9 protein-coding genes are annotated in these 14,973 nt (G+C 43.1%); all 9 read left to right on the top strand.

What is annotated here, in order from left to right; translation table 11 throughout:
- Complete coding sequence (locus tag HS960_RS13680; protein WP_182333014.1) at positions 1–1,683, top strand: RagB/SusD family nutrient uptake outer membrane protein; 1,683 nt, start codon at positions 1–3, stop codon at positions 1,681–1,683.
- A gap of 43 nt (positions 1,684–1,726) precedes the next feature.
- Positions 1,727–2,839 carry a hypothetical protein gene (locus tag HS960_RS13675; RefSeq protein WP_159729299.1) on the top strand — a complete coding sequence of 371 codons (1,113 nt, stop codon included), beginning with the start codon at positions 1,727–1,729 and terminating at the stop codon, positions 2,837–2,839.
- Positions 2,840–2,914: 75 nt separating this feature from the next.
- On the top strand, positions 2,915–4,519 hold the full coding sequence (locus HS960_RS13670; RefSeq protein ID WP_159729297.1) for a glycoside hydrolase family 32 protein: 1,605 nt from the start codon (positions 2,915–2,917) through the stop codon (positions 4,517–4,519).
- A gap of 66 nt (positions 4,520–4,585) precedes the next feature.
- On the top strand, positions 4,586–6,094 hold the full coding sequence (locus HS960_RS13665) for a glycoside hydrolase family 32 protein (RefSeq protein WP_200845614.1): 1,509 nt from the start codon (positions 4,586–4,588) through the stop codon (positions 6,092–6,094).
- Positions 6,095–6,404: 310 nt separating this feature from the next.
- Positions 6,405–7,370: an SGNH/GDSL hydrolase family protein gene (locus HS960_RS13660; RefSeq protein WP_159729295.1), complete on the top strand. Its 966-nt coding sequence runs from the start codon at positions 6,405–6,407 to the stop codon at positions 7,368–7,370.
- A 53-nt stretch (positions 7,371–7,423) separates the two neighbouring features.
- Positions 7,424–9,265 carry an alpha-L-fucosidase gene (locus HS960_RS13655; RefSeq protein ID WP_182333012.1) on the top strand — a complete coding sequence of 614 codons (1,842 nt, stop codon included), beginning with the start codon at positions 7,424–7,426 and terminating at the stop codon, positions 9,263–9,265.
- A 105-nt stretch (positions 9,266–9,370) separates the two neighbouring features.
- Entirely contained in the window at positions 9,371–10,654 is a 1,284-nt protein-coding gene (locus HS960_RS13650; protein ID WP_182333010.1) for a Gfo/Idh/MocA family protein, read from the top strand.
- A 526-nt stretch (positions 10,655–11,180) separates the two neighbouring features.
- Entirely contained in the window at positions 11,181–12,191 is a 1,011-nt protein-coding gene (locus HS960_RS13645) for a LacI family DNA-binding transcriptional regulator (RefSeq protein ID WP_182333008.1), read from the top strand.
- A gap of 195 nt (positions 12,192–12,386) precedes the next feature.
- Positions 12,387–14,972: an alpha-amylase family glycosyl hydrolase gene (locus HS960_RS13640; RefSeq protein WP_182333006.1), complete on the top strand. Its 2,586-nt coding sequence runs from the start codon at positions 12,387–12,389 to the stop codon at positions 14,970–14,972.
- Position 14,973 lies beyond the last annotated feature (1 nt).

Below are 14,973 nucleotides of genomic sequence, written 5' to 3'. Positions count from 1 at the left end.
ATGAAAAAAATAACCACTAAAATAGCGATACTTATGGTTCTTGCTGGACTACTTCCAGGATGTACCAAATTTTTGGATCAAACACCCAATGGTGTGCTGAGCTCCGATCAGGTTAAGGAGCCAGAACGATTATTGACAGCGACCTATGCCGCTTTGGGCAATGATCATTATGATGTCCCTTTTAGCTTATGGCCCTATGGTACGGTTCGGTCGGACGATGCTTATAAAGGCGGATCGGGACCACAGGATATCCAGACCTTTCATTTTCTTGAGGTCTCAAATAACATTACAACCAATTTCGCGGAGGTGGATAAATTGTGGTTTCAATTGTACGTTGCAATTTCGCGTGCCAATACAACAATCAAGACCATACAGGAAATGGACAATTTCGACGGGAAGGAAGAAAAACTGGGTGAAGCACGTTTTCTGCGGGGGCATTTTTACTTTATGCTCAAGATCCTTTTCAAATATGTGCCTTATATCGATGAAAATGTACCAGTAGACAGCTATGAAACCATATCGAATAGAGCACTAAGCAACGATGCACTATGGCAAAAGATTGTAGCGGATTTTCAGTATGCGGTAGATCATCTTCCTGCTGTGCAAACGGAGGTCGGTCGGGCCAATCGTATCGCCGCTGCCGCTTATCTCGCCAAAGCTTACCTGTATAAGGGATACCGTCAGGACAATGCCGAACGTAATATGGTGACGGGTATCGATGCGGGAGATTTGGAAAAGGTTGTACAAAATACGGATATTGTGCTTTCATCGAACCATACGCTGGAAACCGACTTTGCATTTAACTTCTTGCCGGGTAAGTATGAAAATGGGACAGAAGCGCTGTTTTCAGTTCAGTTTTCAAAAGATGACGGGACAAAATTTGGGCGTGTTAACTTTTCTGATGTGCTATCTGTACCTATGGGGGTGGGCTGTTGTGATTTCAATAAACCGAGTCAAAGCCTTGTCAATGCGTTTCGCACAACGGGTAAAGGTCTACCACTGGATAATTATAATGCGTTGAATAGCTTTAATACCTCCGAGAAGTATGACCCGAGGTTATTCCATACAGTTGCAATCCCGGGCTTACCGTACAAGTATAGTAGCAAAAGAACATACGAAGAAAGCTGGAATCGTAATCCGGCGGAGTATGCTGTTTATGCCTCGTTAAAAGAAAATGTAGATCCCGACTGTGATTGTTTCGTCCCCATGGTTCCCTTCTATGCGAATACAAAGAATCGAATTGTATTGCGCTTTGCCGATGTGCTGTTGATGCGGGCAGAGGCGCTTATCGAGCTGCATCGTTCGGCTGAAGCATTGCCATTGATCAATCAAGTGCGTACGCGCGCAAAAAATAGTACCTCACTTACGGGATATGCAAATGATAAAACGCTGATCGAAACCTACAAAAATGGAGATAATATTGTGTGGACCGAAGAAAATGCCCGGAAAGCGTTACGTTGGGAAAGACGCTTAGAGCTCGCGATGGAAAATGGAAGATTCTTTGATCTGGTACGTTGGGGAATTGCAGACCAGGCCATGAATGCCTATTATGATGTAGAAAAGTCACGTCGATCTTATTATTCCTCGGCACATTTTACAGCAGATAGGAATGAATATCTGCCGATTCCCGAAGCACAGATCAGATTAAGTAAGTATCTGTACAAACAAAATCCAGGCTATTAAACAGGCATTTATTGTTGAACGATTAGCATAACCAATTATTCCAATGAACACATTAAACAATTATATAAAAGTAGGGATTACCATCCTGTTTATCGGGCTTCTCGCGGCCTGCAAGCGTGATGCTGAGAGTACACTCAATTTGAGTGCAGATGTAGATGTACTTTCTTTCAAGGTCGGCAATACCATTGGGAAAGTAGATCAGGCAAAAGGTACCATTCTTGTCATGGTTCCTGAAGGTACAGATCTTTCGGCGGTGGCTCCGACAATTGAATTGCCCAGCAATGCAAAGGTTTCTCCAGCTTCAGGCATCGCCCAGAATTTTTCATTTTCTAGCACAACACCGATTACTTACCGTGTGTTTAATGGTAATCTATTTAATACCTACCAAGTAACCGTCAAAGAAATCAAAGCAGAAATAACGGCATTCCGCATCGGAGAAAAAGCAGGGATCATTGATCAGAAAAATAAAAGCATTAAAATTTACCTACCCCTGGGGACAGACCTAAAGAACCTATCACCTGTGATAGAATTTACAGCCGGAGCAAGCATAACGCCCAATCAGAGTGGGCCCGTAGATTTAAGTTCCCCCATAAAATACAGCCTTGCGTATATGGGGCAGACTTTCCAATACACGGTAACTGCCCTATTGGGTACAGAACCCAAACAAATCCTTATGATTTATAATGGCGAAACCAGCGTTCCACATTTCGATGGGTTAGGGGTGAGTACGGTAGATTCACCTTATCCCAATCCGAAAACCACTGGAATTAATGCAACACCCTTCTGTGCGTCTTTTGTACGGGACAATAAAACTGGTGAAGGCTGGCACGGTGGAGCGCTCTGGAATGCAAATAAAGTGACGATCAATCCGGCAGAATACGGGAGTTTCTCGATGATGGTATTGAAAGATGTTGCTGGTGATGTGCAATTGGAGATTCAATCGGATGGCGAACAGAATAAAGATTGGTTGCGTGCCAATTATTCGAAAGATCATGTCGGTGAGTGGCAAGAATTGGTTTTTCAGATTCCTGCCGGAAGAAAAGCTATAATTAACAATATATTGGTAATGCCACATGAGCATCCTAATGGACAGCCCGTGGTATTTCCTACCCAACGGATGTACTGGGACGAATTGAAGGCATTACCTAAAGAGTAATCGAATACAAACAAAACAAGTTATTATAAAAGCAAAAATGATAGCTAATCAGGGATTAATAGAAAGATTTAAATCATGAGACCAAAGACGTATTTGCTTCCGACAGTATTCTTGCTAAGTTTGTTGACAAGTTGCAAGAATGGGGACGAGAGTTCGACAGGGCTGGATAGGCCCATGGAAATACTGCCTGTGGATAGTTCTACGGTATGTATTTCGGGGCAGGAGGCGGGCCCTTATCAAAGGTTCTACAGACCCCAGCAGGGGTTTGTGGGCGATCCCATGCCTTACTACAATGTCAACGATAACAAGTTCTACTTGTTTTATCTGTATGAAAATGCCAACAGGCATCCGATTTATAGTACGCGGACAAGTGATTACGGTACATTTGAGGGCTATACCGAAGTCTTGTCGTCGGGTGCTGTGGGGAGTCAGGATGAATGGATCGGAACAGGAAGTTTTATTAAAAAAGGAACATTGTATTACTGTTTCTATACCGGTCATAACAATGTTTTTACGCCTGCGGAAAAGATTATGTTGGCTACGTCAACTGATTTAATGAATTGGACCAAGCAACCAGCAATGGCGCTGCAGGCTGCAGCGGGCTATGATCAAAATAATTTTCGTGATCCACAGGTTTATTGGGATGAAGGCCGCAATGCCTACGTCATGTTAGTCACGACACGAAAAGACGGAAAAGGAACGCTGGCACGTTATCAGTCGACAGATTTAAGCAGTTGGTCAATGATTGAACCGCTCGTTGCGACCACAGGGACAGTAGAGAAATATGGAATCGAAACAGATGCAGAACTATTGGAATGCCCGGATTTATTTAAAATGGGCAATAAATGGTATCTCTTGTTTTCGCGGATCAACCGGGATGAACATCGAAAGACATTTTATCGTGTTGCGGATTCTCCGGATGGCCCTTGGACGATCTGTCGGGATAGCGAAGGACATCATGAAACCTTCGACGGACGCTATCTCTATGCGGGCAAAACGGCTAGCGACGGTACGACACGTTATCTTTCGGGATGGTGTTCAACCGGGCAAACAGTAAATAATAACAACGAACTGCCCTGGGCTGGAAATTTAATTTCACACCAGTTGGTTCAGGGAGCTTCAGGACGTTTATATCCTAAAATTCCGGAAGCCCTAAACAGTAAATTCAATAAGGAAGTCGCCTTTGAAAAGCTGAGCAATGTTGGTCAAGTTTCCGAATCGAATAAAACCTATAGTTTGACAGCGCAATCGGGCGGAAGAAGTTATGCACAATTTAACCGGAACACTTCATCCGTGAAAGTGACAATGACCATTGATGCTTCCCAATCCAGCAAATTTGGTTTTTCATTTGGCGCATGTGATGATCCGACCGAAGTATATAGCATTGCTTTTGATCTGACTTCATCCAATCGTTGGAACATGCCAGCACTGTTTATGAACAAGGAGGCACGCGATGGCGGCGGAAGCAAAACAGAACTCAATTTTACGCCACTTACAGTACCGACCAACCGGATTTTTAACGTGAAAATTATTATTGAAAAATCGATTGGTATCGTATATGTGAATGATCGTGTTGCTTTTACCAACCGGATCTATAAAATGGATCAAAACCCTTGGACTATTTTCGCGGATCAGGGAACAGTACAAGTGAATGGGTTGAAAATAGAAAAATCTTCCTGACAATTGAGACTATATTTGCCTATTGAAGCGAACAATAACCTAATTAGAAATGTAAACAAAAGAAAAATGATAAGATTAAAGAAATACGGTGTTTTGATGCTCCTGCTAAGTGTTTTTGGTACAAGTCTGGCACAGACGGGACAGCATAAACAAGGGGATCCCGAAGAAAAGTATCGCCCACTTTACCATTTTACCCCACAGCAGGGCTGGATGAACGACCCCAATGGACTGGTTTATCTGGACGGTAATTATCATCTTTTTTTTCAGCATAATCCCGAAAAACCCGTTTGGGGGCCTATGCATTGGGGCCATGCGATCAGTAAAGATTTAATCCATTGGGACGAGCAGAAGATCGCATTGTACCCCGATAGTTTGGGGACTATTTTCTCCGGTAGTGCTGTAATCGATAAAGATAACACGGCAGGTTTTGGAAAAGGTGCTATGGTCGCCATTTTTACCCATCACAATCATCAGGAAGAGGATCGAAAAACAGGATTGCATCAAAATCAAAGTTTGGCTTATAGTTTGGACAAGGGCCTTACCTGGACAAAGTATAAAGGCAATCCGGTATTGCCAAACCCTGGTATATGGGATTTCAGAGATCCAAAGGTGATGTGGCATGTGCATAGCCAGCGTTGGATTATGACCTTGGCTACAAAAGATTGTATTACTTTCTATTCTTCCAAAGATTTGAAAACATGGCAGAAGGAAAGTGAGTTTGGCAAAGAGGTGGGTGCCCATGGTGGTGTCTGGGAATGCCCTGATCTTATCCCCATGGATTACAAAGGAGCTACAAAATGGGTTTTGCTGGTGAGCATCAATCCAGGTGGACCCAACGGCGGCTCGGTGACACAATATTTTGTGGGTGATTTTGATGGGCATCAGTTCCGAACAGCGGATACTAAAATAAAGTGGTTGGATTGGGGCCCCGATAACTATGCCGGCGTAACCTGGAGTAACCTAGGGGATAGGCACCTGATGATTGGCTGGATGAGCAACTGGCAATATGCCAATGTGGTTCCTACCACAAAATGGCGTTCCTCCTCAACCATACCTCGTGTTTTATCTTTAGGAAAAGTTGGACAGTCGTTCTACGTTGCGAGTACTGTGCCCAAAGAAATTGATACCGCATTTCGTCCGCTAAAAAAATATCATGGCGGCGGAACGAAGGAAGTTTCGTTCGAGCAACATCTCCCACAAGCGTACCGTTTGGACCTCAAAGATTTGAAGCGGCAGGCTTTTAAAGTCATCTTATCGAATGAATCTGGTGACGAATTGGTTATTGGTTATCGTGAAGACCAAAATACCTATTATATCGATCGTTCTAAGTCCGGTGAAGTGTCTTTTAATGGAGAATTTCCAAAGACAGCTTTGGCAAAACGGCTGCAAAGTAAGGGAGCACTTTCTTTTAGTTTGTATGTTGATGTGAGCTCTGTGGAACTTTTTGCAGACGAGGGGCTAACGGTAATGACCAGTTTATTTTTTCCGAACAGGCCAATAACCAAGCTGCGTGTCGTGGGAGATAAAAAGCTGGAGTTTAAAGAACTGAGTATCTCCAAATTTAATACACAATAAGACTTAATTGCTTAAGAATATAAGCCTGTCCGACTTGGTTGGACAGGCTTTTTTTTTGCCTTTTGGACAGCCCTTTTGTTATCAACAAGTGTTCTTGAATAACTGATAGAAGATGTAAATGTAACAATCTTCTGTCTTTCAGTAATTTAATTTGAATTCATGTGCTTATTGATTAATTTAATGACCAAAATAATCAATTATGGACAGCGCTCAATAGTTATCTAATAAGTCTTTTGCGCATATTGGTATCAACCTAAACCAATGAGATATGTAAGGTTTGGTACTTGTCCAACTGATCCAATATTACACAATGTTAAATTTATCATTTCGTAGAAAAGAACTTCGTTTTTTTGTATTGCTATTGTGCTTAGGCCTTTTGTCTATGCAAGTAAAGGGGCAAAGTCATGTTAAGGACTTTAGTTTGAGTGATGGACAAAAAGTACTTTTTTTAGGCAATAGTATTACTTATGCGGGGCAATATGTCGCCATGACCGAAAGTCTATTCCTGAGCAGTCACCCGAAAAGGAAACCTCAGTTTATTAATTCGGGGTTACCAAGTGAGACCGTTTCTGGACTCAGTGAACCGAATCATGCCGATGGAAAATTTCCACGCCCTTGTCTATTTGATCGACTGGACAATGTGCTTGATAAAATCAAACCTGAGGTGGTTTTCGTCTGTTATGGCATGAATGACGGCATTTACCTCCCTTTTGATGCTATCCGTTTTGAAGCCTATAAAAATGGAATTATCCGTCTGCACAAACGTTTGGTCGATCAGGGCGTCAAACGCATCCTATGGATGACACCTCCAGTTCATGATGATCCGCAGCTTCGGCTCAATGGCTACAATAAAGTATTGGATCGTTATGCCGAATGGCTTATCGGCTATACTAAAATGCAGTCCTGGGAAATCATAGACCTGCATTTTCCCATGCGTCGCTATTTGGAAGCTGGGATCGAGAAAGACGCTCAGTTTAAGCTGGCTGCAGATGGGGTGCACCCCGGAGAGCTGGGGCATTGGCTAATGGCAAAGGAAATTGTACAGCACCTGATGCCTGATTTCCCTATTGAAAGCACATGGGATGACAATTTGCGCAATCAGCCAAAACTTCGCCAGTTATATACGCTTGTTTTGAAAAGGCAGACGATGATGAAAGACGCATGGCTAACCTATACAGGTCATAAACGACCTGGACTATCCAAGGGAATTCCAATAGAAGATGCAAGCAAAGCATATGCTGCTATTCAAGATGAAATTCAAGCGTTGGGTTTCTGATCGACGATAGCTTGTAATCCGAATAAATGAACTTTTATGTATAAATCTATATCATGATGAAAATCAATTTTTTTAAGTGGAAGTGTGCAGCAGCAGTGGGAATGTTGCTGTGCATGACCGATGTTGCTATTTCACAGACCAAATCGGCACCTTATGAAGGTGTTGCCGGTTGGCAGGAGACGCAAGATAAACGCATGGAATGGTTTAAAGAGGCCCGTTTTGGACTATTTATCCATTGGGGATTGTACAGTGCAGCAGGTGGTTCTTTTGAAGGGAAACAATATCCACAGCATTATGCCGAATGGATACAAACCTGGGGGAAAATTCCCAGTAAGCATTATGCTGAAGTACTGAAACCAAAATTTACTTTAGGTTCTTTTGATCCACAATCCTGGGCACGCCTTGCAAAAAAAACGGGAATGAAGTATATGGTGCTGACCTCCCGACACCACGAAGGCTTTAGCCTGTTCAATAGCCAACAGCCTTATGCCTTGAAAAATGATGTTACGGGTACGGCAAATTTATCGCCGAAAGGAAGAGATCTTTACCGCGAAATTATGGATGCTTTCCGTCAGGAGGGAATGAAAGTAGGAGCTTATTATTCGCTCCTGGATTGGCAACATCCCGATTCTTATGAGGCCTTTCAGCTGAACCCGAATGTGGATAAGCATCAGCCAGATCATGAACGTTACAAAGCCTATCTCTATGGCCAAATTAAAGAACTTGCACAAAATTACGGGCGGCTGGACATGCTGTGGCCCGATTTCAGCAGCAAACAGCATGAGGGGGAAGCCTGGGGGACAAAGCATATTTTGACAGATCTGATCAAATGGCAGCCCAATATTATTATCAATAATCGATTTTGGAACGGACTCGAAAATAAGAACGGAGATATCGGAACTCCCGAAAAATATATTCCACCAACAGGTTTGCCGGGTATGTACTGGGAGGTAAGCCATACCATGAATGAAAGTTATGGCTACAGTGCTCATGATCAAAATTGGAAAAGCTTTCCCAAGATCATGCAATTATTTGTGGAAACGGTGAGTAAAGGGGGAAATTTCCTATTAAATGTCGGACCCGATGGTGACGGAGCCATTCCTGAACCTGCGGTGCGGATTATGGAGCAAATCGGGGAATGGATGAAGATCAATGGCGAATCTATTTACGGTACCACCGCGAGCCCTTTCCAAGCCTTGGATTGGGGGTATTGTACCCAAAAAAATGGGAAGCTGTACCTGCATGTTTTTGATCGTCCGGCCGATGGAAAAATAAATCTGCCCATCAAAAATAAAGTGACGGCTGTCTACGCCCTAGCTTCACCTAAAATGAAGTTAAAATCCACTTTAGAAAACGGAAGACCAGCAATTCCTGTCGATATCTTCGACAGTAAGAAGGGACCGAAGGTTATTGTGGTCGAAATCCAGGGAAAACCAATTGTTGAGGAAAGCCTGACCCAAACCCAGGCAGATGGACGTATCGTGATGAACGCAAATAATGCAAAATTACAGGAAGGAAAGGGATTAAAAATTATTGGTGCACATACCCATGATCCAAACCGCCCGAACGCCATTGGTCAATGGAAAGACCTTGCGGATAAAGTCTTTTGGGATATCAAAATTCAAAAACCAGGGAAGTATCGTGTGCTCGTCAATTATCTGGCGAATAGCAAGCAGCACGGAAAGATTGTGCTCTCGATGCTCGGACAGCAGCTCCCGTGGACATTCGTAGCTGAAAAAGAAGCTAAATTTAAGGAGGTGGCTATGGGGAACATTGAGGTATCCCAGCAAGTAATTGGTGAGCCTAGTACGAAGGTGATTTTGCAGGCTACAGCCATCGAAGGCGATACTTTGCCCGAGATTGCTTCGATTACTTTGGTGCCGATTCAAGAATAAACTTTTTATAAGAAAAACTGAACAATCCATACATAAACCATTTTGCCGTCAAGGACTGAGGAAGTACCAATAAAGACGAGCAGAAAAATAAACTATTCATAAAGAATGAAAAGAAGAGAATTTATAGCCAAGGGAATTGTATCCTCTTTGGCTTTTACAATTGTCCCGCGCGTTGTGTTGGGAGGCAATGGATTTCTTGCGCCAAGTGATCGTATCAATCTTGGATTTATTGGTGTCGGAAAACAATCCTATACCTTGATGAATGGCCTCAATCGCTGCAAGGAAATTGCAAGTCTGGCTGCCTGTGATGTAGACCGTAATAAGTTGGCTGCATTTATTGCGGCGACAGCGAAAAAACAAACGGAATTGTCAAAAGCACAGACCGAGATCAAGGCCTATCATCATTATCGGGAACTATTGGATCGGAAAGATATTGATGCTGTTGTCATTGCTACACCCGATCATTGGCATGCGCAGATTGCAGTTGATGCGGCTAAAGCTGGCAAAGATATTTATTGTGAGAAACCCCTTGCATTGACCATTGCCGAAGGTCGTGCAATGGTCGATGCAACCCGAAAATATAAACGTGTATTTCAGACGGGCAGCATGCAGCGTTCTTCCTATAATTTTAGACAGGCAGCAGAACTGGTTCTCAATGGCTATATCGGCAAAATCAAGGAAATCAATGTTTCTGTGGGCGAACCGGTCAAACAATGTGACCTTCCCGCTATGCCAGCCCCCGATTATCTCGATTGGGATATGTGGGTAGGACCTTCACCATATCGGGGTTATAATCCGATATTAAGCCCACCTTTAGAGGACGATAATTGGGCCTGGTGGCGTGGTTACCGTGATTTTGGCGGCGGTTACATCACCGATTGGGGTGCACATATGTTTGACATCGTGCAATGGGCCTTGGGCATGGATGAATCGGGCCCTGTTCAGTTTAATCCACCCAAGGAAGCCAATAGCAATAGCGGACTCTCGTTTAGCTATGCCAATGGCGTTCGGGTAAACCATGTACAGTGGGGAGTACATAATGCGATCCAATTTATTGGTGAAAAAGGTAAGATTGAAGTAAGCCGCGAATTTATCCGCTCGAACCCGGAAAATTTGGCGAATCTTAAACTGACATCTTCTGATCGTCGTTTGTATTATAGTGATAATCACTATCAGGACTGGGTTGATGCGATTAAAAAAAGAAGTAAGCCTATCTGTGATGTTGAAATAGGTCACCGGACGAGCTCAGTGTGCAATGCCATCAATATTGCGTATGAACTTCAAAAGGATTTAAAATGGAATCCACAAAAAGAACAGTTCGACAATGACTATGCTAATCTCATGCGCAGTCGCCCTTATCGCGGGGAATGGGATTTTAGAAAGTTCTAGTAAAGAAATTGGGCGATTAATTGTAAACAGGCTTAGCAAAATACGCTAAGCCTGTTAAGCATGTCTCACAATTTTTTGATCAAATAGTGGGGAAAGATTCGTACCTGCTTCGTACCTTATTCGGATGGGATACAGATATTGTACAGGTGCTGAACAGATATTGACCAGACCCTGAACAGGAATTATTTGTTCAACTTTCGATCAATAGCCGTAGCAAGACTCTCCACATCCGAAGGTGGTACGAACACAATACGAAGACAACCCGAAGACAGCATTAGCGCTGTAGACACAAAAGGCCATATAAAACAAGTTTTTCTGTTAACGGAAAGCGGATGAAAGCAAGCGTATTGAAGTGGTTATTTACACGATTTGATCACTAGATCGCTTTTCTTATCGGGAGATAAAAAAAACATGGCCCGCTGATTTAAAACAAAGAGGACAAAAAGAAAATTTGCTATTCTGGATAGATAATTGCTTTATTTGTATCCAACAATTATTACATTCGAACAGCAAAGGGAATCTAGATATGTCGCAATTAACAATAGTAGATCTGGCCAAAAAGCTCGGCTTGTCAAAATCGACCGTTTCCCGTGCATTTCGGGATAACGTGGACATTAATCCAGCGACAAAAGCTCGGATTCTGGCTATGGCCGAAGAAATCGGTTTTTCGCCGAATGTTTATGCAAGTAGTCTAAAGGCAAATAAAAGTCTGACCATTGCGATTATTATTCCCGAATTTGGTAATAAATTTTTCTCGCAAGCCATCAAAGGAATTGAGGCTGTGGCGCGTTCCAAGGGCTATCATACCTTAATTTATGTGACGGATCATCAGGTGCAAAATGAAGCCTCAATCGTACGTTCACTGGCTAATGGGCGGGTGGATGGCGTTATCATTTCGGCTTCGGGTGAGGGTAAAGACCATTCGCATTTACAACTTTTGGCAGAGCGCGGCATTCCGGTCATGTTTTTTGACCGTGCATACGACGATTGGAAGGGGGGGTATATTACGGGTAATGACTTTGATTCGGCTTACCTGGCAACCAAACACCTGATCGATAATGCCTGTAAACGGATCGCTTACCTCGCGATTAATCCGAATGTCTCCATCGGTAAGGTACGTAAAGATGGTTACGAAAAGGGCTTGCAGGAAGTGGGAATTCCGATCAGACCGGAGCTTATTTTGGATACGGTCAATGATGCTGATCAGAATATGAAAGATATTGCCCACCTGATCGAACGGGAGAAACCCGATGCCATATTTGCCTCGGTAGAACGTCTTGCTATTTCGAGTATACGGGTGGCCAAACAGCTCGAAATTCGTATTCCGGAAGATCTTAAAATCATTTGTTTTTCTTGTTTGGATATCGCCGATCTGATTGACCCGGCACTGAGCGTAGTGAAACAACCAGCCTATGAAATGGGGCAATTAGTAACAAAATACCTATTGGATAAGATGGAAGACCCCGAAAATACTAAGTTTGCTAATTCGGTTTATCTTGATTCCCAGCTTATTTTTCAAAAATCTAGCCTGAAATAAGAAAAAAAATATTTGTTTTTTGTAATCCCATTATTTAGCTTTGGTTACTTTCGGGAACATTCCCGAAAGTATTTAAATAATCAATTTGTATAAAATATTGGATAGGGAAATCCAGCAAATCGCCACAAGCGATTTCTTTTTACCTTGATTTCGGGAACGTTCCCAATTTCAGATTCCAAGTAAAGCTAATTATCGATGGGGAAGCATATCTCTCGTTTAATAGGGTATCTCTGGGTGATTGTCCTATTATCATCATGTGCAAATAAGAAAGATATCGTGGATGTCGAGCAACCTCCTGTTGTTGAACAGCAGGGATCTGGTTTGCTCAATCTTTCCGCCCCATTTATCTATTGGGATCAGGAAATTACGTTGCAATTTGATCTTTCGAAAGGAAATGCGGCTTTAAAAGGTAGTACTACCGACCTTTACCTACACGCCGGATTGATTCCTGTGAATGGGGGCAGCTGGCAACATGTAGCAACAGATTGGTCAAAGAATGACAATGCTTATAAACTTAAATTTGTTTCTGCTGGTTTATATTCATTCACATTTACCCCTTCCATATTTTTTAACCTGACTAATGGCGGAGAATTTGGTCAGATGGCACTTTTAGTCCGCAATGGTGATGGGTCGCTGGTCCAACGAAACAAAAATAATTCAGATCTATTTCTTCCTCTTGTAACGAGCAATACACAGGCCATTCGTTTTGTTTCGCCTACGCTGCAGCCCACAGATCCAATTACCCTGGAGCAGATGTACACCGTTGGAGATAATCTGAAGCTAAAAGTACAGGCAACGCAGTCCGGAAAAATCAGTATCTGGGACAATGGTTTATTGTTTGTTGAATCTTCTGCTGGGCTGTCATTAGAAAAATCGCTCAGCCTACAGAGCAATGGCCTGCACGAGCTTGAAGCACGTCTTGAGGCTGGGGGCAAAATATATTTCAGTAAAGCACAGTTATTTGTGCAATCAAAACCTACCATCGTTGCACTCCCGATAGGCATCAATGCAAACGGAACAACCATAAACAGGGAAAAAGGAGAGGTCAGTTTTGCGCTCACAGCGCCATTAAAAACGAGTGTATATGTCTTGGGCGATTTTAATAACTACAAAGCATTACCAGCCTATGCGATGAGCCAGACACCGGATGGCAAAACCTGGTGGGTTACCGTATCGAATCTGGATTTCTCTAAAAAACAGACTTATCAGTTTTTGGTGGACGGTCAGCTGAATATCGCCGACCCCTATGCTGAGCTGATTCTTGATCCGCAAAACGACGCGGCACTCGGACTGACCGCGGCGGCTGTACCCGCTTATCCCGCTGCTGCGCAGGGAGTAGTTGGCGTATTGGATCTCCCAGCCAAATCCTACTCATGGAAAACCACGCTATTTAATAAACCCGCTCAAGGTGATTTAGTTATTTACGAACTCTTGGTCCGTGATTTTGTCAAACAACATCAATATACCACATTGAAAGACTCTTTGTCTTATTTAAAAAGGCTGGGTGTAAATGCGGTAGAGCTTATGCCTGTACAGGAATCGGAGGGGAATTCGACCTGGGGTTATAATCCTTCTTTCCACCGCGCTTTGGATAAATATTACGGCTTAAAAAACGACTTGAAAGCATACGTTGATGCTTGTCATGAAAATGGTATTGCCGTGATTTTGGATGTTGTTTTTAATCATGCTTTTGGTCAATCCCCGCTAGTACAGCTTTATTTTGAGCAGGGCAACGTAGCTGGCAATAGCCCTTGGTTCAATACGGTTGCCAAGCATCCGTTCAATGTTGGCTTCGACTTTAACCATGAAAGTAGTTATACACAGACTTTTGTCAAGGATGTTTTGACCTATTGGATGCAGGAGTACAAGATTGATGGGTTCCGATTTGACTTGTCTAAAGGGTTTACACAGAAAAATTCGGGTACCTCAGAAAGTGATTTAAGTGCATGGAATGCTTACGATGCGTCACGTGTGGCTATCTTGAAGCAATACCAGCAGTATATTCGCAGCATCGATCCCTCGTGTTATATTATTCTCGAACATCTTGGTGGAGATCAGGAAGAGGCCGAACTTGCGCAATCGGGGATGTTGCTATGGAACAACATGAATGCGGTCTTCAATGAGGCGGCGATGGGCTGGAATGCCAACAACGGCTCGGATTTAGGCAGATTATTCCCTTCGAGCCACGGCATGACACAACCCTCGTTTGTGTCTTATATGGAAAGCCATGACGAACAGCGGTTGCTGTTCAAATGCCTGAATTACGGCAATTCATCAGGTAGCTATAACATCAAGAACCTCAGTACGGCATTAAAACGTATGGAACAGGCCGCCGTGTTTTTATTGGCTTCGCCTGGACCTAAGATGATCTGGCAGTTTGGCGAATACGGCTATGATGTGTCTATCGATGAAAATGGGCGCACAGGCGAAAAACCATTGTTGTGGAGCTATCTACAACAAGATGATCGCAAAAAGCTCTTTGAGACCTATGCCAAACTTACACGTTTCAAAACCAAAAATAGCATTTTCCAAAACGGGACGATTATCACATCGGCTATGAAAGATGCCGTTAAATATTTTGTTCTCGAAAAGGAGAGACAACAAGTAGGGGTACTTGGCAATTTTGGGGTAGAAAGTGTGGACTTTGCCTTGCCGGCAGCTTTGCAGGGGCAGTGGATCGATAATTTTACGGGAAAAGAGCTCAATTGGTCAGGCCAGTCAAAATTGAGTCTCCTCCCTGGGCAGTACCAATTGATAAGCAAAACAAAACTAAATAAATAAA

The sequence above is a fragment of the Sphingobacterium paramultivorum genome (genome assembly GCF_014109745.1).
Lineage (GTDB): Bacteria > Bacteroidota > Bacteroidia > Sphingobacteriales > Sphingobacteriaceae > Sphingobacterium > Sphingobacterium paramultivorum.
The sequence above is the reverse complement of the archived record's forward strand: the minus strand, read 5'-3'. Positions and strand labels throughout refer to the sequence as shown.